At 69.8% G+C, this 21,352-nt stretch carries 21 protein-coding genes; 15 read left to right on the forward strand and 6 right to left on the reverse strand.

All coding sequences use genetic code 11. From position 1 onward, the window contains the following. From MTBUT4_RS07885 to MTBUT4_RS07900, 4 genes are all read left to right on the forward strand, one after another. Positions 1–800: DUF3365 domain-containing protein (locus MTBUT4_RS07885; protein WP_173979129.1), on the forward strand; the 800-nt coding region annotated here is incomplete at its 5' end. After that, a complete protein-coding gene (locus MTBUT4_RS07890) occupies positions 784–2,229 on the forward strand; it encodes a PAS domain S-box protein (RefSeq protein ID WP_173979130.1) in 1,446 nt (481 codons plus the stop codon). The genes MTBUT4_RS07885 and MTBUT4_RS07890, both read left to right, overlap by 17 nt. 147 nt (positions 2,230–2,376) lie before the next feature. Then, a complete protein-coding gene (locus tag MTBUT4_RS07895) occupies positions 2,377–2,517 on the forward strand; it encodes a hypothetical protein (protein ID WP_173979131.1) in 141 nt (46 codons plus the stop codon). Between the two features lie 138 nt (positions 2,518–2,655). Then, positions 2,656–3,384, forward strand: coding sequence for an alpha/beta fold hydrolase (locus tag MTBUT4_RS07900; RefSeq protein WP_371737680.1), 729 nt, complete (start codon positions 2,656–2,658; stop codon positions 3,382–3,384). 352 nt (positions 3,385–3,736) lie between these two features. Here MTBUT4_RS07900 and MTBUT4_RS07905 read toward each other — a convergent pair whose 3' ends face one another. The 3 genes from MTBUT4_RS07905 to MTBUT4_RS07915 all read right to left on the reverse strand — a co-directional run bounded on the left by MTBUT4_RS07905 (position 3,737) and on the right by MTBUT4_RS07915 (position 6,220). Further along, entirely contained in the window at positions 3,737–4,768 is a 1,032-nt protein-coding gene (locus tag MTBUT4_RS07905) for a GTP-binding protein (RefSeq protein WP_173979133.1), read from the reverse strand. Continuing rightward, on the reverse strand, positions 4,765–5,157 hold the full coding sequence (gene hisI, locus MTBUT4_RS07910; RefSeq protein ID WP_173979134.1) for a phosphoribosyl-AMP cyclohydrolase: 393 nt from the start codon (positions 5,155–5,157) through the stop codon (positions 4,765–4,767). Before hisI ends, MTBUT4_RS07905 begins: the two co-directional genes overlap by 4 nt. A 136-nt stretch (positions 5,158–5,293) precedes the next feature. Continuing rightward, positions 5,294–6,220, reverse strand: coding sequence for a zinc ABC transporter substrate-binding protein (locus MTBUT4_RS07915; protein ID WP_173979135.1), 927 nt, complete (start codon positions 6,218–6,220; stop codon positions 5,294–5,296). A gap of 65 nt (positions 6,221–6,285) precedes the next feature. Between MTBUT4_RS07915 and MTBUT4_RS07920 the strand changes: the two genes are divergently transcribed. From MTBUT4_RS07920 to MTBUT4_RS07930, 3 genes are read left to right on the forward strand one after another with little or no spacing between them, the layout of a single operon-like run. Then, positions 6,286–6,768 carry a Fur family transcriptional regulator gene (locus MTBUT4_RS07920; protein WP_173979136.1) on the forward strand — a complete coding sequence of 161 codons (483 nt, stop codon included), beginning with the start codon at positions 6,286–6,288 and terminating at the stop codon, positions 6,766–6,768. After that, complete coding sequence (znuC, locus tag MTBUT4_RS07925) at positions 6,761–7,555, forward strand: zinc ABC transporter ATP-binding protein ZnuC (protein WP_173979137.1); 795 nt, start codon at positions 6,761–6,763, stop codon at positions 7,553–7,555. Before MTBUT4_RS07920 ends, znuC begins: the two co-directional genes overlap by 8 nt. Continuing rightward, on the forward strand, positions 7,548–8,333 hold the full coding sequence (locus MTBUT4_RS07930) for an iron chelate uptake ABC transporter family permease subunit (RefSeq protein WP_173979138.1): 786 nt from the start codon (positions 7,548–7,550) through the stop codon (positions 8,331–8,333). The genes znuC and MTBUT4_RS07930 overlap by 8 nt, the downstream gene beginning before the upstream one ends. Positions 8,334–8,363: 30 nt before the next feature. Here the strand turns inward: MTBUT4_RS07930 and MTBUT4_RS07935 are convergent, their stop codons facing one another. Further along, positions 8,364–8,621, reverse strand: a complete 258-nt coding sequence (locus MTBUT4_RS07935; RefSeq protein WP_173979139.1) for a type II toxin-antitoxin system RelB/DinJ family antitoxin — start codon at positions 8,619–8,621, stop codon at positions 8,364–8,366. A gap of 90 nt (positions 8,622–8,711) precedes the next feature. Then, positions 8,712–9,380 carry a phosphoglycolate phosphatase gene (gene gph / locus MTBUT4_RS07940; protein WP_173979140.1) on the reverse strand — a complete coding sequence of 223 codons (669 nt, stop codon included), beginning with the start codon at positions 9,378–9,380 and terminating at the stop codon, positions 8,712–8,714. Between the two features lie 203 nt (positions 9,381–9,583). Between gph and glmU the strand changes: the two genes are divergently transcribed. The 5 genes from glmU (at position 9,584) to MTBUT4_RS07970 (ending at position 15,340) form a co-directional block, all read left to right on the forward strand. Beyond that, on the forward strand, positions 9,584–10,918 hold the full coding sequence (glmU, locus tag MTBUT4_RS07945) for a bifunctional UDP-N-acetylglucosamine diphosphorylase/glucosamine-1-phosphate N-acetyltransferase GlmU (protein WP_173979141.1): 1,335 nt from the start codon (positions 9,584–9,586) through the stop codon (positions 10,916–10,918). A gap of 18 nt (positions 10,919–10,936) precedes the next feature. Then, entirely contained in the window at positions 10,937–12,760 is a 1,824-nt protein-coding gene (gene glmS, locus MTBUT4_RS07950) for a glutamine--fructose-6-phosphate transaminase (isomerizing) (protein ID WP_173979142.1), read from the forward strand. Positions 12,761–12,815: 55 nt separating this feature from the next. Next, on the forward strand, positions 12,816–13,379 hold the full coding sequence (locus tag MTBUT4_RS07955; RefSeq protein ID WP_173979143.1) for a septation protein A: 564 nt from the start codon (positions 12,816–12,818) through the stop codon (positions 13,377–13,379). Between the two features lie 161 nt (positions 13,380–13,540). Beyond that, positions 13,541–14,287: a CHAP domain-containing protein gene (locus MTBUT4_RS07965; RefSeq protein ID WP_217424130.1), complete on the forward strand. Its 747-nt coding sequence runs from the start codon at positions 13,541–13,543 to the stop codon at positions 14,285–14,287. A 24-nt stretch (positions 14,288–14,311) separates the two neighbouring features. Continuing rightward, positions 14,312–15,340, forward strand: coding sequence for a hypothetical protein (locus MTBUT4_RS07970; RefSeq protein ID WP_173979144.1), 1,029 nt, complete (start codon positions 14,312–14,314; stop codon positions 15,338–15,340). A gap of 307 nt (positions 15,341–15,647) precedes the next feature. On the opposite strand, the gene MTBUT4_RS07975 is transcribed toward MTBUT4_RS07970, so the two are convergent. Further along, entirely contained in the window at positions 15,648–16,847 is a 1,200-nt protein-coding gene (locus MTBUT4_RS07975; protein ID WP_173979145.1) for an alanine--glyoxylate aminotransferase family protein, read from the reverse strand. 127 nt (positions 16,848–16,974) lie between these two features. On the opposite strand from MTBUT4_RS07975, the gene MTBUT4_RS07980 reads away from it, so the two are divergent. The 3 genes from MTBUT4_RS07980 to MTBUT4_RS07990 all read left to right on the forward strand — a co-directional run bounded on the left by MTBUT4_RS07980 (position 16,975) and on the right by MTBUT4_RS07990 (position 21,247). Then, complete coding sequence (locus MTBUT4_RS07980) at positions 16,975–17,610, forward strand: ribonuclease T2 (RefSeq protein ID WP_173979146.1); 636 nt, start codon at positions 16,975–16,977, stop codon at positions 17,608–17,610. A gap of 254 nt (positions 17,611–17,864) precedes the next feature. After that, positions 17,865–19,535, forward strand: a complete 1,671-nt coding sequence (locus tag MTBUT4_RS07985; RefSeq protein ID WP_254434787.1) for a putative transporter — start codon at positions 17,865–17,867, stop codon at positions 19,533–19,535. A gap of 62 nt (positions 19,536–19,597) precedes the next feature. Further along, positions 19,598–21,247, forward strand: a complete 1,650-nt coding sequence (locus tag MTBUT4_RS07990) for a putative transporter (RefSeq protein WP_217424131.1) — start codon at positions 19,598–19,600, stop codon at positions 21,245–21,247. Positions 21,248–21,352 lie beyond the last annotated feature (105 nt).

Genomic DNA, 21,352 nt, shown 5'->3' on the forward strand with positions numbered 1-21,352 from the left:
GTCTCCGTCAGCGCCGGCGCCGCCTTGGTGCCGCCATCGCCGGGCTTGCATTGGCGTGGACGGCGGCCACCGCCGTTTCCGGCGCGCTGATGTGGCGCCGCGCCGAGACCTCGGCGCTGGCCTTCGCCCGCACCGAGGCGGCAGCCAACCTCAACAAGGACCGCGCCTTCCGCTACTGGGCCACCGAGCACGGCGGAGTCTACGTTCCGCCCACCGCGACCGCGCCGCCCAATCCCTATCTCGCGCACATTCCGGACCGCGACGTGGTGACCCAGGAGGGCAAACGCCTGACCCTGGTGAACCCCGCCTACATGCTGCGCCGGATGATGGAGCAGTACGAGGCGCTGTACGGCATCAAGGGCCGCCTGGTCAGCACGCTGCCGCTCAATCCCATCAACACCCCCGACCCGTGGGAGGAACGGGCCCTGGCCGAGCTGCAGTCGGGTGCGCGCGAGTTCTCGGAGCGGACGGTGATGGACGGCCGGCCGGTGCTGCGGATGATGGAGCCGTTCCGCACCGAGGAAGGCTGCCTCAAGTGCCACGGCCAACAGGGCTACCGGGTCGGCGACCTGCGCGGCGGCGTCGGGGTGGCGATCCCGCTCGGCCCCTATCTCACGGCGGCGCGCCAGCAGCAGGAGGACATCGCCCTCGCCCATGGCGGCATCTGGCTGCTGGGGCTGGTCGGCCTGGGCCTGGGCTGGCGCTCGGGGCGCGTCCGCATCGACCAGCAGGGCCGCTCCGAGCTGGGACCTGGCCCGCAGCGAGGAACGCCTGTCCTTCGCCATGCAGGGGGCCAATGACGGCCTGTGGGACTGGAACCTGGACACCGGCGAGGTGTACTACTCCGCCCGCTGGAAGGAAATGCTCGGCTATCGCGAGGACGAACTGGAGGCGACCCTGGCGACCTGGGCGCGGCTGGTTCATCCCGACGACAAGGCCCGCGCGCTGGCGCTGGTCGATGATTACGTCGCCGGCAGGGCCCCGCGCTACGAGATCGAGTTCCGCATGCGCCACAAGGACGGCGTCTGGATCGACCTCCTGTCGCGCGGCAAGCTGGCCCGCAGCGACGATGGCCAGGCGCTGAAGCCGCGGCGGCTGGTCGGCACCCATACCGACATCAGCGAGACCAAGCGCATCCAGAAGATCCTGGCGGAGGAACGCTCGCAGCTTCGCGCCATGCTCGACAACATCCCCGATCTGGCCTGGCTCAAGGATGCCGAGGGCCACTTCATCGCCGTCAACGAGCGCTTCGCCCAGGCGGTGGATATCCGGCGCGACCTGCTGGTGGGCAAGACCGACTTCGCCGTCTGGCCGCGCGACGTGGCGAGCGCCAATGCCTTTGCCGAGAACGACGTGCTGGCCTCCTGCCGCCCCATGCTGTCCGAGGCCAGGCTGGAGATCGACGGCCGGCCGCGCTGGTTCGAAATCCAGATCGCCCCCATCTGCGGCGAAAACGGCGTGTGCACCGGCACCACCGGCATCGCCCACGACATCACCGGCCGCAAGGAGGCCGAGGCCCGCCTGCTGCGCACCATCGACGAGTTGACCCGGTCCAACACCGAGCTGGAGCGCTTCGCCTATGTCGCCTCGCACGACCTGCAGGAGCCGCTGCGCAACATCGTCTCGTTCAGCCAGCTGCTGGAACGCCAGCTGGGCGAGCGCCTGACCGCCAGCGAGCGCGAGTACCTGGACTTCATCGTCAATGGCGGCCTGCGCATGCGCGACCTGGTCAACGACCTGCTGGACTATTCGCGGGCCGGCCGGGCCGACGGCGCCTATCAGGACGTCTCGCTGGCCGACGCCGTCGCCCGGGCCGAGGCCAACCTGCAGGCCGCCCTGCGCGAATCCGGCGCCACCCTGTGCCGCGAGGGGGATGCCACCCTGCGCGCCAACCCGCTGCAGATGGCGCAGTTGTTCCAGAACCTGATCGGCAACGCCGTCAAGTTCCGCCGCCCCGACATCGCCCCGGTGGTCACCATCGCCGCCCGGCCGGTGGACTCCGACATCGAGATCGCCGTCACCGACAACGGCATCGGCATCGCGCCGCCCTATCTCGACCAGGTCTTCGTCATCTTCAAGCGCCTGCACGCCGGCGGCGAATTCCCCGGCACCGGCATGGGCCTGGCCATCTGCAAGCGCATCGTCGAAAGCCACGGCGGCAGCATCCGGGCCGAATCGGATGGCCCCGGCACCGGCACCACCATCCGCATCCGCCTGCCCGCCGCCTGACCTCTGCCTCCGACGCCATACCGGCTGTGTCCATTGTGGGTAACCACAAGGTATTGCGTCGTCGTCATGGCTCCCCTGCATGTCACGCTATGGTCAAACGCTTGCCTCTGCATGTATGTTGCGTCGCAGCAATACGGGGAGCATGTCATGCTCGAAGAGTGGATTCATAACCTTCCCATCGCTGAACTGCGCCGCATCGCCTCGGACCCCAAGGTCGAAGGCGGGCGCATCTGGCACTTGGCCGTGCTCGAACTGATGGCCCGCCAGCGCCAGGCACTGGCGGCGTAGACCGCGAAGCCCCGGCGCCACCCGCCGTTCGGGGGTGGCGCAACCGGTCGCGGTACCGTACATGTTGACGGGTGGAAAACCGTCGGCACCGCCATGCATCTCCATTTCATCGAACACGGACCGCCTGAGGCCCCGCCGGTGGTCCTCCTGCACGGGCTGCTGGGCTCGTCGCGCAACTGGGGCGGGGTGGCGCAGGCGCTGGCCGGGCGCTGGCGGGTGATCGCCCCCGATCTGCCCAACCACGGCGCCAGCCCGTGGTCCGAGACCATGGATTATCCCGTCATGGCCCGCGAGGTGGCCCGCCTGATCGCCGAACGGGCAGGCGGCCGGGCCGCCGTAATCGGCCATTCCATGGGCGGCAAGGTGGCCATGCTGCTGGCGCTGACCCGGCCCGAGCTGGTGGAGCGGCTGATGGTGGTGGACATCGCGCCGGTGGCCTATGGCCACACCTTCGCCCCCTATATCCGCGCCATGCGGGCCGCCCCCGTCGCCACGGCGCGGCGGCGGGCCGACGTGGAATGCGCCATGCACGGCATCGTCGATAATCCCCGGGTTCGGGCCTTCCTGATGCAGAACCTCGACGGCCGCCCCGGCTTCTATCGCTGGCGGTCCAATCTGGCGGTGCTGGGGGCCGCCATGGACGACATCCTGGCCTTTCCCCGCCTGGACCCCGACGCCCATTACGACGGCCCGGCATTGTTCCTGCACGGCGAGGAGTCGGACTATGTGCTTCCCGCACACGAAGACCTGATCGCCGCGCTGTTCCCCGCCGCCCGCATCGACTCCATCGCCGGCGCCGGCCACTGGCTGCACGCCGACCGCCCGGCCGAATTCCAGGCGGCGCTGCAGGCGTTCCTGGCGGGGTAGGACAAAAAGGTCCGTTGCCGGAGTGGTTGGGGTGTCGTTCGGAAAGCGCCAACCGTCGTTCCCGCGAAGGCGGGAACCCAGGAGTCGCTGACAAGACGGCGGTGCACCCGTGGGTCCCCGCCTTCGCGGGGACGACGTCCACTTTGGTCAGGATTCCCCGCCACTCCGCGACAAATCAAAAAAAACCCTCCGCCAAGGGGGGGAGGCGGAGGGTATGGGAAGTTTGTCTTAGAGAGGGAGGCTGACCTCGGGGGAGGTCAACATCTGAGTCGTACGCTAGCCTATTCCCCGACCCATGTCAAAACAATTCTAATATCTGTTCGCAGGTGGTGTTGCTGCGCACCAAGGGGCGTTACGCCCCCTCCGTCGCCAGCACGCCGCTCATCACCTGCTCGACGGCGGCGCGGGGCAGGTCGCGGGTGATGAAGACGATGCGGGTGCGGTGGTCGGCGTCGGGCCAGGCGGGCAGGGTGGCCGGCGGGTGGAAGATGTGCTGGACGCCGTGGATGGCCAGCGGGCGGTCGGAATCGCGCACGTTGACGATACCCTTGACCCGCAGCAGGTTCTCGCCGCGGCTGGAGACCAGCAGCTCCAGGGCGAAGGCCAGGGCCGGCCAGCCCACCGGCTGGTCGTGGGTGAAGACGAAGGCCTCGATGTGGTCGTCGTGGCGGTTGGCGTCGTGATGGTGGTGGTGGTCATGGTCGCCCACCACCCGGAACGCCTCGGCGTTCAGCCATTTGCGCACGTCGGGGCTCTTATCGCGGGTGTTGAACAGGCCGGCATCCAGGATGGCGGCGGGGTCGATGGCGCCGTGGGCGGCGCGCAGGATGGGGGCGGCGGGGTTGAGGGTTTGCAGGCGGGCGTGCAGCACCTCCACCGCGGCATAGTCGGCGATGTCGGCCTTGGTCAGCACCAGCCGGTCGGCCATGGCCGCCTGCTTCACCGCTTCCGGCTGGCTGTCCAGGGTGCGGTCGCCGCAGGCGGCATCGACGGTGGCGACGATGCCGTCCAGGCGGTAGCGGGCGCCCAGCAGCGGGTCGCTCATCAGGGTGTGGATGATGGGGGCGGGGTCGGCCAGGCCGGTGGTCTCGATGACCACCCGGTCGAACTCGGGGATCTCGCCCTTGACCCGCTTCAGAAACAGGTCGCGCAGCGCGTTGACCATGTCGCCGCGCACGGTGCAGCACAGGCAGCCCGAGTTCAGCAGCACGATGTCCTCGGCGACGTGGCGGACCAGCAGGTGGTCGAGGCCGATCTCGCCGAACTCGTTGACCACCACCGCGGTGCGGGCCAGTTCGGGCCGGGCCAGCAGGTGGTTGAGCAGGGTGGTCTTGCCGCTGCCGAGGAAGCCGGTCAGCACGGTGACCGGAAGGATCTCGCTCATTTGCCGTACAACTCCTCGGGCGAAATGGCCACCTTTTCCACCTCGACCAGCCCCTCGGGGCGGGCGGCGGTGAAGAAGCAGGTGCGCCGGCCGGTGTGGCAGGCGACGCCGTCCTGCTCCACCTTCAGCAACAGGGTGTCGCCGTCGCAGTCGATGAGCAATTCCTTGAGCCGCTGCTGCTGCCCCGAGGTCTCGCCCTTGCGCCACAATTTCCCGCGCGACCGCGACCAGTAGCACACTCGTCCGGTGGCCAGGGTCTCGGCCACCGCCTCGCGGTTCATCCAGGCCATCATCAGCACCTCGCCGGTGTCATGGGCCTGGGCGATGGCGGGTACCAGCCCGTCGGCGTTGAAGGTGATGGCGGCAAGGGCGTCGTCGGGCTGGGTCATGGCGGCCTCCGGGAACAGGGCGGGTCAACATCCTTCGAGCCGAGCGCTGCGCACTCTCCTCAGGATGAGGCCTCATGCTGAGGAGGCCGCCGAAAGGCGGCCGTCTCGAAGCATCAGCCCGGGCTTACACCATTTCTCAGCGTCCCGCCAGACACCCCGTCAGCCCGTCGGCCAGCCCGGTCATCAGGCGGAAATAGAGATCGGGACCGGGCGGGATGGACGCCCCCTGGGGATCGAGGCTGCCGATGCCGGCCCCGGCCGCGGAGGCCAGGGCTTCGGCGGTCTTGGCCGGGAATTGCGGCTCGCGGAAGACGCAGGCGGCACCGCCCTGCTTCAGCCTGTCGCGCAGGCTCGCCATGCGCCTGGCCGAGGGCGGGCGGTCGGGATCGACGGTGATGGAGCCGGCGGCGGCCAGGCCGTAGCGGGCCTCGAAATACTGGTAGGCGTCGTGGAACACCACGTAGGGCTTGCCCGCCACCGGGGCCAGCCGCGCCCTCAGCTCGAGGTCGAGGGCGTCGAGCCGCGCCGCAATCTCGGTCGCATTGGCGGCATAGAGCGGGGCGTTGGTGGGATCAAGGGCGGCCAGCTTGGCCGCCAGCGCCGTCACCAGCACCTTGGCGTTGGCGGGGTCGAGCCAGAGGTGCCCGTCCATGGCGCCATGATCGCGATGGTGGTCGTGGTCATGGTCGCCGTGTTCCGGCTCCCACACTCCGCCCTGGCGCGGTGCCAGCACGGTCATGCCGGGCAGGTCGGCCATGGCGACGATCTCGGCCTTGCCCTTCATGCCCGCCAGCGGCTTGGCCATGAATGCCTCGTAATGCTCGTCCACCAGCACCACCAGGTGGGCGGCGGCCAGCTTGCGGGCGTCCGAGGGCTTGAGCGAGAAGGTGTGCTCGGACCGGCTGCCGCTGACCAGCAGCTCAGGCGTGCCGGCCCCCTTCATCACCGCCGCCGCCAGCGAATGCAGCGGCTGGATCGAGGCCACCACCTTCGGCGCCTCGGCCCGCGCCGGGAGGGAGGCGAGGGCGATAAGGGCGCAGGCGGCGCCGAGGGGCTTCCACATGCCGGGGCTCCGTGCCATCATGGTGGGTACGCTATGTTATAGTGTTGCAATCCCGGTTCGCCAAGATGAGCTTTCCCGTTCCCGGCCACGATCATCGCCGCTGCGTCGCCGGCGCCCTCGACGCCGCCGAGGCGGAATGCCGCCGCCGCGGCGCCCGCCTGACCGATGTGCGACGCCGGGTGCTGGAACTGGTGTGGGCCAGCCATGCCCCCATCGGCGCCTATGCCGTCCTCGATGCGCTGGCCGGCGATGGCCGCGCCGCCGCCCCGCCCACCGTCTACCGGGCGCTGGATTTCCTGCTCGCCCATGGATTGGTGCACCGCATCGAGCGCCTCAACGCCTTCATCGGCTGCTCCCATCCCGGCGCCCCGCACAGCGGCCAGTTCCTGCTGTGCAAGGAATGCGGCGCGGCGGCCGAGCTGGACGATCCGGCCATCGCCGGCGCGGTGGCGACGGCCTCCGCCCGCGTCGGCTTCACCGTCACCGGCCAGACCGTCGAGGCCGAGGGCCTGTGCGCCCTGTGCCGCCGCGAGGGCGGGGATGGCTGAGCCTCTGGTTCGGCTCGACCGGGTGTCGCTGTCGCTGGGCGGCCAGCAGGTGCTGACCGAGGTGTCGCTGGCGGTGGAGCCGGGGCGCATCGTCACCATCGTCGGCCCCAACGGCGCCGGCAAATCGACCCTGGTCAAGGTCGCCCTGGGCCTGCTGCCGCCCGAGGCCGGCCACGTCCATCGCCGCCCCGGCCTCGCCATCGGCTATGTGCCGCAGCGTCTGGTGGTGGCGCCGACCCTGCCGCTGTCGGTGCGCCGGTTCCTCGCCATGGCGGTGCCCCGGGCCCGCCTCGCCGACATGGAGCAATCCCTGGAGCGCGTCGGCGCCGGCCATGTGCTGGCCCGCCAGGTGACGGCGCTGTCGGGGGGCGAGCTGCAGCGGGTGATGCTGGCCCGCGCCGTGCTGCGCCGGCCCGATTTCCTCGCCCTCGACGAGCCGGTGGGCGGCGTCGACATGACCGGCCAGGCCGAGCTTTACGACCTCATCGCCGGGCTGGCCCGCGACCATGGAAGCGGCGTGCTGATGGTCAGCCACGATCTGCACGTGGTGATGGCCGCCACCGACGAGGTGGTCTGCCTCAACCGCCACGTCTGCTGCGCCGGCCATCCCGAGGCGGTCAGCCGCCACCCCGAATATCTCGGCCTGTTCGGACCGCGGGCGGCGGGCAGCCTGGCCATCTACACCCACGTCCACGACCATGCCCATCTCGCCGACGGCACCGTCGGCGCCGATTCCCCACACGTCAATGGCCCCCATGGGCATGGCCCGGATTGCCGCCATGGATGAGTTCCTGCAGCGCGCTTTGGCGGCCGGGCTGGGCCTGGCGGTGGTGGCCGGCCCGCTGGGCTGCCTGGTGGTGTGGCGGCGCATGGCCTATTTCGGCGACACCATCGCCCATGCCGCCCTGCTCGGCGTGGTCGCCGGCCTGCTGCTGGGCGCCGACCCGGCGCTGGGGGTGGTGGCGCTGGCGGTGGCGGCGGCGGTGCTGCTGGCGGCGGCCGAGCGCGACCGCCGCCTCGCCTCGGACACCCTGCTGGGCATCCTGTCCCACGGCGCCCTGGCCGCCGGCCTGGTGGCGCTGTCGCTGATGGAGGAGGTCCGCGTCAACCTGATGACCTGGCTGCTGGGCGACATCCTGGCGGTGACCTGGACCGATGCCGCCCTGGCCTGGGGCGGCGGCGCCCTGGTGCTGGCGGCGCTGGCGCTGGTCTGGCGCGCCCTGGTGGCGGCGGCGGTGGACGAGGACCTGGCGGCGGTGGAAGGCCACCGGGTCGGCCTGGCCCGGCTGGTGCTGATGGTGCTGGTGGCGCTGCTGGTGGCGGTGGCGCTGAAGGTGGTCGGCGCCCTGCTGGCCACCGCGCTGCTGATCATCCCGGCGGCGGCGGCCCGCCCCCTGGCCCGCACCCCCGAACAGATGGCGCTGCTGGCGGCGGCGATGGGAATGGTCGCGGTAGCCGCCGGCCTGGGCGCCAGCTGGCGCTTCGACACCCCCTCGGGCCCCAGCATCGTGGTGGCGGCGGTGGCGGTGTTCGTACTGACCAGGGTGGCGGCGCGGCGGGGGTAGGGGGGCACGGTCGCCGGCTGGCCGGTGCGGCTAATCGTCCGCATTCAGGTCGGCCATCAGATCGTCGATGGTGCCGACCCGGACCACGTCGCCGCGCCGGGCGGCTTCCATTGCGGCGATGGTCTCGGCATTGGGAACCAGCGGCTCGAACGGCAGCCGCTTTTCTGTCGCGATCCGCACCATCATCATGCGAAAGGCATCGGACACGGTCAGCCCGATGGACGACAACACCACGGTGGCCTCGTCTTTCACCTGCTCGTCGATACGGGCGCGGACAACGGTGTTCATGGCGGGACCTCCAGAATATGGGCCATATTGTAGCCCATACATGGTCGCGGCGTCCACCATGCCCAAGGGGGAACGGGAGCGTCCCCGCCCCTATCGCCCCGCCCCCACCGCCTCGATCAGGTCGGCGAAGCTGTCGATGACCAAATCGGCGCCGAGGTCGCGGGCCGGCACCTTGGTGTAGCCGAAGCTGACCAGGATGCAGCGCACATGGGCGCCCTTGGCGGCCAGCACGTCGTTGATGGAATCGCCCACATAGACGGCGTCGTCGTGGTGGACGCCCAGGCGGTCGAGGACCAGGTTGACGTGGGCGGGGTCGGGCTTGTGCACCGGGGTGTCGTCGCCGCCCACCACCACCGCGAAATATTGTTCCAGGTCGAGGGCGCGCAGGATCTCGCGCGTCGCCGAGCTGACCTTGTTGGTGCAGATGGCCAGGGTCAGGCCCTTGGCCTTGAGCACCTTCAGGGTTTCCACCACGCCCTCGAAGGGGCGGGTCAGGCGGGTGGCGTTGGGCTCGTAATGGGCGACGAAGCGGCGCACCAGCTCGGCCGGGTCGCCCTGGGGCATGCCGCCGCGCGCGGTGAAGGCGCGTTCCACCAGCACGGCCACGCCGTTGCCGACCATCGGCCCGACATCGGCCTCGGTCAGGGGCTCGCGGCCTTCCTCGGCCAGCAGGGCGTTCACCGCCCAGGCAAGGTCGGGCACGCTGTGGATGAGGGTTCCGTCGAGGTCGAAGATGATGGCGCTGAACCGTCGAGACATGATGCAATCCACTGACGAAGGTATGGGGGCGCATCATGCCCGCTTCTCGGCGCCTTGAAAACTACGCCCCAAGGGCGGTCGGACACCCCTTCCGGCGGGTAGCCGGCCTGTAACCTTCGGCAACAAAGATTGACTGGCGACCACCGTTCCTTTGTGGCACCTTGCCGCTTCAACCGCAACAGATTGGGTATCCCGGTCGGGTCATGGACAGACCTCAACTCGCCGTCATCGTGCTCGCCGCCGGCCTGGGCACGCGCATGAAGTCCGACCTGCCCAAGGTCATGCACCCCCTGGCCGGGCGCCCCATGATCCAGCACCTGATGGCCACCATCGGCGGCCTGTCGCCGGACCGGGTGGTGGTGGTGGTCGGCCCCGGCATGGACGACGTCGCCGCCGCCGCCGCCCCGGCCGAGACCGTGGTGCAGGCCGACCGCCTCGGCACCGGCCACGCGGTGGCGCAGGCCCGCCATCTGCTGGCCGACTTCACCGGCGACGTGCTGGTGGTGTTCGGCGACACCCCGCTGATCACCGCCGAGACCCTGGAACGCATGCTGGCCGAGCGGCGCGGGCCGAAGAACCCGGCGGTGGTGGTGCTGGGCTTCAAGCCCGCCGATCCCGCCCATTACGGCCGTCTGGTGGTGGGCGCCGAGGGGCTGAAGGCGATCGTCGAGTGGAAGGACGCCAGCCCCGACCAGCGCGCCATCCCGTTGTGCAATTCCGGCGTCATGGCGGTGGACGGCAAGCGGCTGTGGCCGCTGGTCGGCCGCCTCGCCAACGACAACGCCAAGGGCGAATACTACCTCACCGACCTGGTGGCGCTGGCCCGTGGTGACGGCGCCAATTGCTCCTTCGTGCTGGGCGAGGCCGAGGAGCTGCTGGGGGTCAATTCCCGCGTCGAGCTGGCCGCCGCCGAGACCATCGTGCAGCGCCGCCTGCGCCTGTCGGCCATGGAGAACGGCGCCACCCTGATCGATCCCGAAACCGTGTGGTTCGCCTGGGACACCCGGCTGGGCCGCGACGTGGTGGTATGGCCGCACGTGGTGTTCGGCCCCGGCGTGGTGGTCGGCGACCGCGTGGCGGTGAAGGGCTTCTGCCATTTCGAGAGCTGCCGTATCGCCGACGGCGTCGAGATCGGCCCCTATGCCCGCCTGCGCCCGGGCGCCGAGATCGGCGAGAATGCCCATATCGGCAACTTCGTCGAGGTCAAGAAGTCGGTGGTCGAGAAGGGCGCCAAGGTCAACCACCTGACCTATGTGGGCGACGCCCGCATCGGCGCCGGGGCCAATATCGGCGCCGGCACCATCACCTGCAATTACGACGGCTTCTCCAAGTCCCTCACCGACATCGGCGCCGGCGCCTTCATCGGCTCCAACACCTCGCTGGTGGCGCCGGTCAAGATCGGCGACGGCGCCATCATCGGCGCCGGCTCGGTGATCACCAAGGACGTGTCGCCCGGCGCCCTGGCGGTGGAGCGGGCCAACCAGATGGAACTGCCCGGCTGGGCCGAGCGCTTCCGCGCGTCGAAGCGCAAAGGCTAGGCGAGGGGAGAGCAGCACATGTGCGGCATCGTCGGCATCATCGGCAAGGGCGAGGCGTCGCCGCTGCTGGTCGAGGGATTGCGGCGGCTGGAATACCGCGGCTACGATTCGGCCGGCATCGCCACCCTGGTGGATGGCCGCATCGAGCGCCGCCGCGCCGAGGGCAAGCTGGCCAATCTGGAATCGCTGCTGGCGGCGCAGCCGCTGGGCGGAACCATCGGCATCGGCCACACCCGCTGGGCCACCCACGGCGTGCCCAACGAACGCAACGCCCATCCCCACGCCACGGCGCGGGTGGCGGTGGTCCATAACGGCATCATCGAGAATTACACCGAGCTGAAGGCCGAGCTGACCGCCGCCGGACAGATCTTCGAAAGCGACACCGACACCGAGGTGGTGGCGCAGCTGCTCGATCATTACCTGGCCGAGGGCAAGGCGCCCGAGGAGGCCACCGCCTTGGCGCTGAAGCGGCTGCACGGGGCGTTCGCCCTGGGCATCATCTTCACCGGCCACGACGATCTGATGATCGCGGCCCGCGAGGGCAGCCCGCTGGCCATCGGCTACGGCGACGGCGAGGTGTATCTGGGTTCCGACGCCCTGGCGCTGGCGCCGCTGACCCGGAAGATCAGCTATCTGGCCGATGGCGACTGGGCGGTGATGCGGGCCGGCGGGGTCACCATCCGCGACCGCGACGGCCACCTCGCCAACCGCGAGGTGCGCATGAGCCAGCTGTCGGGGGCGATGATCGGCAAGGGCCAGCACCGCCACTTCATGCTCAAGGAAATCCACGAGCAGCCGCAGGTGCTGGGCGACACCCTCAACACCATGCTCAATCCGGCCGAGCGCACCGTCACCATGCCCGATTTGCCGTTCGACCTGGCCGAGGTCAACCGGGTGACCATCGTCGCCTGCGGCACCTCGTATTATGCCGGCATGGTGGCGCGCTACTGGTTCGAGCGCCTGGCGCGGGTGCCGGTCGAGGTCGACATCGCCTCGGAATTCCGCTACCGCCGCCCGGCGCTCACTCCGGGCGATCTCGCCATCTTCATCTCGCAATCGGGCGAGACCGCCGACACCCTGGCGGCGCTGCGCTATTGCCGCCAGCAGGGCCAGCGCACGGTGTCGCTGGTCAACGTCGCCGAAAGCACCATCGCCCGCGAGACCGAGGCGGTGCTGCTGTCCAAGGCCGGCCCCGAGATCGGCGTCGCCTCGACCAAGGCCTTCACCACCCAGCTGGTGGTGATGGCCTGCCTGGCCATCGCCCTGGCCAAGGCCAAGGGCCGCCTCGATCGCGACGAGGAGGCGCGCCTGGCCCAGGCCCTGGCCGAGATCCCCGGCCACGCCGCCGACGTGCTGCGCGACGCCGGCCCGCTGCAGGAGATCGCCGAGGCGGTGGCCCCGGCCCGCGACGTGCTCTATCTGGGCCGCGGCACCGGCTATCCCATCGCCCTGGAAGGGGCGCTGAAGCTGAAGGAGATCAGCTACATCCACGCCGAGGGCTATGCCGCCGGCGAACTCAAGCACGGCCCCATCGCGCTGATCGACGACCTGGTGCCGGTGATCGTCATCTGCCCGTCGGACGAGCTTTACGACAAGACCGCGTCCAACGTGCAGGAGGTCATCGCCCGCGGCGGCCGCGTCATCTTCCTCTCCGACCGCAACGGCCTCGACCGCCTCGCCGCGACGCCCCTGGCCACCTTCGAACTCCCCACCGTCGATCCCTTCGTCGCCCCCATCCTCTACGCCCTGCCGGTCCAGCTGCTGGCCTACCACGTCGCCGTCGCCAAGGGCACCGACGTCGATCAGCCGCGGAATCTGGCGAAAAGCGTGACGGTGGAGTAGGGGGGCGGTGCTGTAGCACTGCGGCTCTCCGTCGTCGCATACGGAATCCCAAGTGATGCGCCCAGCCCCCTCCTGGCTTAAACCCGCGGTCGATTACGGGCCGCTGGCGGTGTTTCTGGCGACCTATTACCTCGCTGGACTCATGCCCGCCACCGCCGCGCTGATGGCCGCGACGGTGGTGGCGCTGGCGGCGTCGTGGTGGGGCGAGCGCCGGGTGCCGGTGATGCCGGTGGTCACGGCGGCCGTGGTGTTGGTGTTCGGCGGGCTGACGGTGTGGCTCAACGACGAAACCTTCATCAAGCTCAAGCCGACCATCATCTACGGCCTGTTCGCCGCCACGCTGGCCATCGGTCTGGCGCTCGACAAGCCGCTGCTGAAGGCCGCGCTGGGCGGCGCCCTTCGGATGGACCCGGCCGGCTGGCGGGCGCTGTCGCTGCGCCTGGCGCTGTTTTTCGCCGCGATGGCTCTTGCCAACGAGGTGGTCCGCCGCGTCGCCAGTACGGATGTGTGGGTGCTCTGGAAGGTGCCGGGAAGCATCGTCGCCACCCTGCTTTTCATGCTCGCCCAAATGTCCCTGGTCCAACGCCATCGGGTCGGGGAGCCCCCTGCCGGGGATTGACCAGGCCGGCGCCATGTCCTGTCACCGGCGGGCAGGTGCCTTGGCCTGCCGACGGCGGTTGTGGATTGAAAGCCACGAAGAGTTGTGTGATACTGTGAGGCATTCTGTGATGGTTATCGCAGGTGCCGGACATGACCATTCCTTCGTATCCTCGTGCGCCGATGCGCAAAGATTCCGCGAACAGCCAAGCCATCTTCCAGGTTCAGGAGCGGCTCAACGCTCTGGGCTGCGGCCCGATCGCCACCGATGGGAACTTCGGCGACGAAACCGAGGCGGCGGTCCGTCTGTTCCAATCCCGTTTCGCCGACCGCGCCGGCCAACCGCTGGTGATCGACGGCGTGGTGGGGGCGATCACCTGGGCGGCGCTGTTCGAGGAGGCCCAGCCGGCGGCGCTGCCGCCTGCAGTCTCGCCGTTCCGGTCCAAGGTCCTGGAGATCGCCGCCTCGCAGGTCGGCGTGCGCGAGCAGCCACCCGGCAGCAACGGCGGGCCGGTGGTCGACCAGTATCTGGCGAGCGTCGGCCTGGGGACCGGCTATGCCTGGTGTGCTGCCTTCGTCCACTGGTGCTGCGCCGGGGCGGCCCAGGCGGTTCCGTCTGCGGTGGCTCCCATCCGCACCGGGGGGGTGATGGATCTGTGGCGCATCGCCGGTCAGACCCCCGGCCTGACCATTATTTCCGCAGCCGCCGCGACCGACGATCCGCAATCGGTGCCGCCCGGGGCGATCTTCATCATCAATACCGGCCACGGCCACGGCCACACCGGCTTCGTCGAGGCGGTGACGGACGGCCGCCTGGCCACCATCGAGGGCAACACCAATGAGGGCGGCTCGCGCGAGGGGATCGGCGTGTTCCGCCGCAACGCCCGCAAGGTCGCCGGCATCAATGAGGGCTTCATCGTCTTCCCCTGATCGGGGATTGCAGGGGAGGGGAGCATGGGATTGCTGGAAGGATTGCTGGCCTTCGCGCTGACCATCCTGGTCTTCGCCAACGTGGTCAGCGCCGCGGTCGAGTTCGTGCAGCGGGTGGGCAAGGCGCGGGCGCGCGGCTTTCACCGCATGATGCTGGCCTATTGGGGCCGCGACCTGCCCGAGGTGCTGAAGGCCAACGGCGCCGGTCCGGCGGTGCTCGACGGCCTGAAGACCCAGTCCAAGGCCGACTTCATCGGCGAGATGGTGCGCCATCCGGTCGCCGGGCTGGACAATGCGGTCCTGTGCCGCGGCGACACCTGCGACCTGTCCAAGATGGTCGAGAAGCTGGACAGCACCGAGTTCCGCGACCGCCTCAGCACCACCCAGATCGGCGGGCTGATCGCCGCCGACCCCGCCGCGCCCAAGCTGATGGACGCGCTGGTGAAGCGGTTCGAGGTCATGGGCCGCGCCGCCTCCGAGCAGTTCGCCCGCAACGCCCGCACCCTCAGCATTCCCATCGGCATCGCCCTGGCCCTCGCCATCAACCTGGACAGCATCCACCTGCTGTCGCGCTACCTGACCGAGGAACCGCTGCGCCAGACCATCATCGCCAAGTTCCCGGCCGCCCCGGCGGTGGCCGTTCCCGCTCCCGGCGACCCGGCCGTCGATGCCGACGCCTTCAAGGCGATGACCGAGTATGCCCAGCTCCTGCGCAAGGAAATGGACGGCATGCGCACCCAGGGCTTTCCGGTGGGGTGGGACCAGTATCCCAATTGCTCGGCCAAGGACGGCACCGACAGCCGCTGCGTCAAGGCCGGGCTGAGGGGCATGGACGGAGTGCTGACGGTGGCCGGGCACGACCACGCCGTCTTCGCCAAATGGGCGGTCGGCGTGCTGATTTCCGGCCTGCTGGTCGGCCTCGGCGCGCCGTTCTGGTTCGAGGTGGTGCAGCGCCTGATGCAGGCCCGCAGCGGCCTGCGCGCGGTGACGCCGAACACGGCGCAGCAGGGCGGGACGAATTTGGGCGGGACGAATCCGGGCGCGGCGGGTTAGAGCCGGATGCTATCAGGTTGAATCGCGAGGCGATCCAACCTGATAGCTGAATCCGCCTCTAAATCAATAAATTAGAGTGCGATTCAGACATTAGGTCGGCGCACCCCGTGCGCCGACCTAATGTCATCGCGCTCTAACAGGCTGCGGAAAAACCCCTGTTTTTCTTTCGTCATTCCCGCGAAGGCGGGAATCCATGCCTCAGCACACAATATATTGCGGCCAGAACGCCATATTGCCCCTGCATGGACCCCCGCCTTCGCGGGGGTGACGGATCAGAGGGTGGCAAGCAGAGTATTTCCGCACCCTGCTAAGCCCCGCCGCCCTCGGTCAGCACCCGCTCCAGCTCGGCGACGCCCGAGGGCAGGTCGACTTTGCCGCCGACGGCGTTGATGGACGAGCCGAAGGCGTGCAGGGTGCGGAAGATGGTGTGGGCGCGGCACTGCTCGCCCATCTGGCCGATGCGCAGGATGTCGAGGCCGAAGGCGCCCGAGATCTCGACCTTGTAGACCCGCGACATGTAGCGGCGGACCTCCTCGCCCGACACCCCGGCCGGCACCTTGATGCCGACCACCGAGGACAGGCGCGCTTCCTCGGGCACCAGCAGGTCAAGGCCCATGGCCTCGATGCCCCGCTGCAGCGCCTGCGAGCACAGCTCGTGGCGGTGGAAGCGGGCCGGCAGGGTCTCGGTGCAGATCAGCCGCAGTGCCTCGTGCAGGGCCAGGATGCCCGACACCGGCGCGGTGTAGTGGTACGAGTTCTTGTTCCAGAAGCGGTCGGCCAGGCGGGCGTCCAGGCACCAATGGGCCATGGCGGCGTTGCGCCCCTCGATGCGCTTCCATGCCTCCAGCGAGAACGACAGCAGCGACACGCCGGGAATCGAGGACAGGCCCTTCTGGCCGCCGGTGATGATGCTATCGACTCCCCAATCGTCCATGTCCATGGGCATGGTCGACAGGGTGCACACCGCGTCCACCACCACCAGGCAGCCGTGGGAGCGGGCGATGGCGCAGATTTCCGGCAGGTAGCGGTTCCACACGGTGTTGGAGGTCTCGCCCTGGACCAGGGTGACCAGGGCCGGGCGTTCGCGCTTGATGGCGGCCTCGACCTCGTCGGGGGTGGTGGTGCGGGTGCCCGGCACGTCCAGGGTGACCACATCGGCACCGCAGCGGTTGGCCATCTCGGCCAGGCGCTGGCTGAAGAAGCCGTTGCAGATGGCCAGCACCTTGGTGCCCGGCTCGACCAGGTTGCAGACCGCCATCTCCATGGCCGCCGAGGCGGGACCGGCGACGCCCAGGACCTGCGCGTTGCCGGTCTGGAAGACGTAGCGCGCCATCACCTTCACCTGCTCGATGACCCGGTTCATGGTCTCGCCGAGATGGTTGATGACGATGGAATTGGCGGCGGCGACCCGTGCCGGAATCGGCACCGGCCCGGCGCCCATCATCAACAGGGGCTCCTCGGGCAGGATGGCATCGAGCGAAACGACGGCGGGCGGGCTGTGGCGCATGGGGCCTGACGGGGTTCGGGGTGGGATGAAGGGCGCACACAATAGCGTCGTTGTTCGCAGATGTCAGCCTGATGACGCGGGATGGGGGGCATGACATTGTTGGGGTGCCGTTCGAGGGGGGATTTCCATGCGTCGCCTGCTGTCGCTGCTCGTCCTATTGCTGCCGGCCATGGCCCAAGCCCAGGCGCCGGCCCCGCCCGGCCGGTTCGACTATTACGTCCTGGCGCTGTCGTGGTCGCCCAGCTATTGCGCGTCCAACGCCGGCCGCGACGATGCCGAGCAATGCGCCATGGCGCGGCCCAACGGCTTCGTGGTGCACGGGCTGTGGCCGCAGCACAAGCGGGGCGGCTGGCCGGCCGCCTGCGCCGCGCCGTCGGCTGTGCCGGGGCCGGTGATGGACTCGATGCTGCCGCTGATGCCGGCGCGCAAGCTGATCCAGCACCAATGGGACAAGCACGGCACCTGCGACGGCGGCGAGGCCGAGGACTACTTCGCCCGCACCCGCGACGCCCGCGCCCAAGTCAGGGTGCCGGTCTTCCTCGACCGCCCGGCGGCGCCGGTGACGCTGCCGGTGGCCGAGATCGAACGCCTGTTCGCCGCCGTCAATCCCGGCCTGACCCCCGACGGCATCGCCGTGATCTGCCGCGGCACGATGGTCGAGGAGGTGCGGCTGTGCCTGGACAGGGATTTGGGCTTCCGCCGTTGCGGCGGCGGGGTGGCCGATCGCTGCAAGGGCAAGGCGACCTTTCCGCCGGCACGATAGGGCCAATTTTAAGCCAGAGCTTCGCCTCATTCGGGCCTCATCCTGAGGAGCCGCCGCAGGCGGCGTCTCGAAGGACGAGGCCCGTCGCAGGTGGCCCGCCCCATCCTTCGAGACGAGCGCTGTGCGCTCTCAGGATGAGGCTACGGATAGGGAATGGCATGAGTTCCCGCCCGTGCGCCTTCGCGGGGATGACGGTCTTCGGTACCCCCTTCGCGGCACTTCCCTGGGTTGGACTCAGACGCCACCTGCGGCCTATGGACCTCCTCGCCGCCATGCCGCCGGTCGCCCGTGCCGTGTTCGTGCTGTCGCTGGTGGCGGCGGCCGGGCTGGCGCTGGGGCAGGTCAAGGTCAGGGGTGTCGGGCTGGGCATCGGCGGGGTGATGTTCGCCGGCATCGCCGGCGGCCATGTCGCCCACCGGGCCGGGCTCGACCTCAGCCCCGAGACCATGGACTTCGTCCGCGATTTCGGCCTGATCCTGTTCGTCTACACCATCGGCATCCAGGTCGGTCCCGGCTTCTTCGCGGCGCTCAGGCGCACCGGCCTGGCGCTCAACGCCCTGGCGCTGCTGATGGTGGGCCTCAGCGTCGCCGTCGCCGCCCTCCTGCATCTGACGCTGGATCTGCCGCTGGCCGCCATGCTCGGGGTGTTCTCGGGGGCGGTGACCAACGCGCCGGCCCTGGCGGCGGCGCAGACGGTGCTGCGCGAGGTGGGGGCGCCGGCGGCGCAACTGGCCATCCCCGGCCTCGCCTTCGCCGTCACCTATCCCTTCGGCATTGCCGGCAATCTGCTGGCCATGGGGCTGATCCGCGGTGTCTTCCGCATCGACCCGGCGGCCGAGGCGGCCGCGTTCGAGGCCCGCCGCCAGGCCGAGGCGCGGGCGCTGGAAACGCTGGACGTGGTGGTGCGCAACGAGTCCCTGGTGGGCGAAAGGCTGGGCGGCCTGACCCTGCTGCCCAGCCTGCACGTGGTCGCCTCGCGCCTGCTGCGCGACGGGCGGCTGTCGGTGCCCACCGGCGAGACTGAATTGCGCCACGGCGACGTGCTGCATCTGGTCGGTCCCGGCCCGTCGCTGCGCCAGGCGCGCATGCTGTTCGGCGGCGAGGCGGCGGTGGGCCTGACCACCACCAAGGGCAGCGACGTGAAATGGGAGCGGCTGGTGGTCACCGCCAACGGGGTGCTGGGGGCCTCCATCGCCGAGCTGAACCTGACCGACACCATCGGCGTGGTCATCAGCCGGGTCAACCGCGCCGGCATCGAATTGGCCCCGGCGGCGGCGCTCAAGCTGCAGTTCGGCGACATCCTGACGGTGATCGGGCGGCCCGAGGATTTACACGCCGCCGCCGCCCGCCTGGGCAATTCGGAACGCCGCCTGCAGACCGCCGAGATGGTGCCGGTGTTCATCGGTTTCGCCCTGGGCGCGGTGGTCGGCTCGCTGCCGCTGTTCCTGCCCGGCATGCCGGCGCCGTTGCGGCTGGGAATGGCGGGCGGGCCGCTGGTGGTGGCGATCCTGCTGGCCCGGCTGGGCAATCTCGGGCCGCTGGTGTGGTTCATGCCGCCGGCCGCCAACCTGGCGCTGCGGGAACTGGGCATCGTGCTGTTCCTGGCGGTGCTGGGGCTGGGCTCGGGCGGGCGCTTCGTCGAGACCCTGGCCGGCGGTTCGGGGCTGCCGTGGATGCTCTACGGCGTGCTGGTGACCATGGTGCCGCTGGTGGTCACCGGGCTGGTCGCCCGTGCCGTGCTCGGGCTCGACCTGCTCACCATCTGCGGCGTGCTGGCCGGGTCCCAGACCAATCCGCCGGGGCTGGCCTACGCCAACGCCCTGGGGGTGTCGCAGGCGCCGGCCCTGGCCTATGCCACCGTCTATCCCCTGGCCATGTGCCTGCGCATCCTGGCGCCGCAGATCCTGGTGCTGATGTTATGGTGATTTCGCTTGCGCAGCATGAACCCCCGTGCCAACGGTAAGGGATCGGAGCGGGGGGATTTTCCATGGAACTGCACGGGGTGGCGCAGGCGCTGCTGATCCTGTCGGCGGTGGCGGCGCTGGGGCTGGCCCTGGGCCAGATCCAGGTGGCCGGGGTGAGGCTGGGGGTTGGCGGCGTGCTGTTCTCGGGCATCGCCTTCGGCCATTTCGGCGCCCATATGGACCCGCAGATGATGATGTTCGCCCGCGAGTTCGGGCTGGTGCTGTTCGTCTACGCCATCGGCGTCTCGGTCGGGCCGGGCTTCTTCCAGGCGTTCAAGCGCGACGGCCTGACCATGAACCTGCTGGCGCTGTCGGTGGTGCTGCTGGGCACGCTGGTCGCCGTGGCGCTGCACCTGTTCGGCGGGCTGCCGCTGGCGGCGGCGCTGGGGACGCTGGCGGGGGCGGTGACCAACACGCCGTCGCTGGCCGCCGGCCAGCAGGTGCTGAACCAGTTGGGCGCCGAGGGGGCGGGGACCATCCTCGGCCAGGCCTACGCCATCGCCTATCCGTTCGGCATCATGGGCATCCTGCTCACCATGCTGACCATCCGCTTCGCCTTCCGCATCGACCCGAAGGAGGCGGCCCGCAGCTTCGCCGCCGCCCGCGACAAGGACTTCCAGGCGCTGGAGACGGTGAACGTCGAGGTCCGCAATCCGGCGGTGGTGGGCTGCCGCCTGCGCGACCTGGACGAGCTGAAGGAAATGGGCATCGTGCTGTCGCGCATGCTGCACGACGGCAACCAGAGCGTCATCCAAGCCGACGACGTGCTGGCCGAGGGCGACGTGGTGCTGGCGGTGGGGCCGCGCGGCAAGCTGGCCCGCCTCAACCGGCTGATCGGCCCGACCGCCGCCATCGACCTCAAGGAGATGCAGTCCAAGGACGTGGTGTGGGAGCGCATGGTGGTCACCCGCTCCGAGGTGCTGGGCAAGACCCTGGGCGAGCTGGACCTGCGCGGCAGCCACGGCGCGGTCATCAGCCGGGTCAACCGCGGCGGCCACGAACTGGTGCCCGACGGGGCGCTGAAGCTGCAGTTCGGCGACGCGGTGACGGTGGTGGCCGAGCCGGCGACCATGCCCCACATGGCCAAGGTGCTGGGCAACCGTTCGAAGGCGCTGCAGGAGACCCAGATGGTGCCGATCTTCGTCGGCATCGCGCTGGGCATGGTGCTGGGCTCGCTGCCCATCACGCTGCCCGGCCTGCCCTCGGCGGTCAAGCTGGGGCTGGCCGGCGGGCCGCTGATCGTCGCCATCCTGCTGTCGCGCATGGGCCATGTCGGCCCGGTGGTGTGGTTCATGACGCCGGCCGCCAACCACGTCATGCGCGACCTCGGCATCACCCTGTTCCTGGCCGCCGTCGGGGTCAAGTCGGGGGCCGGCTTCGTCGATACCCTGGTGCACGGCGACGGCCTGACCTGGATGGCCGGCGGCGTGGCGGTGACGCTGGTGCCGCTGCTGACGGTGGCGCTGGTCGGCACCTTGCTGGTGAAGATGAACTACCTGTCCCTGTGCGGCATCCTGGCCGGTTCCATGACCGACCCGCCGGCGCTGGCCTTCGCCCAGGGCATGACCTCGTCCGAGGCGCCGATCCTGTCCTATGCCACGGTCTATCCGGTGGTGATGGTGTTCCGGGTGATCGCGCCGCAGGTGGTGGCGCTGTTGCTCTGGGCCGCCTGAACCGAAACGCCGCCTGAACCGAAACGCCGCCTGAACCGAAACGCCGCCTGAACGAAAACGCCGCGCGGGTCCGTTCGGGGCCGCGCGGCATGTTCGTCAGAGGAG

Source organism: Magnetospirillum sp. UT-4, from assembly GCF_902729435.1.
Classification (GTDB): domain Bacteria; phylum Pseudomonadota; class Alphaproteobacteria; order Rhodospirillales; family Magnetospirillaceae; genus Magnetospirillum.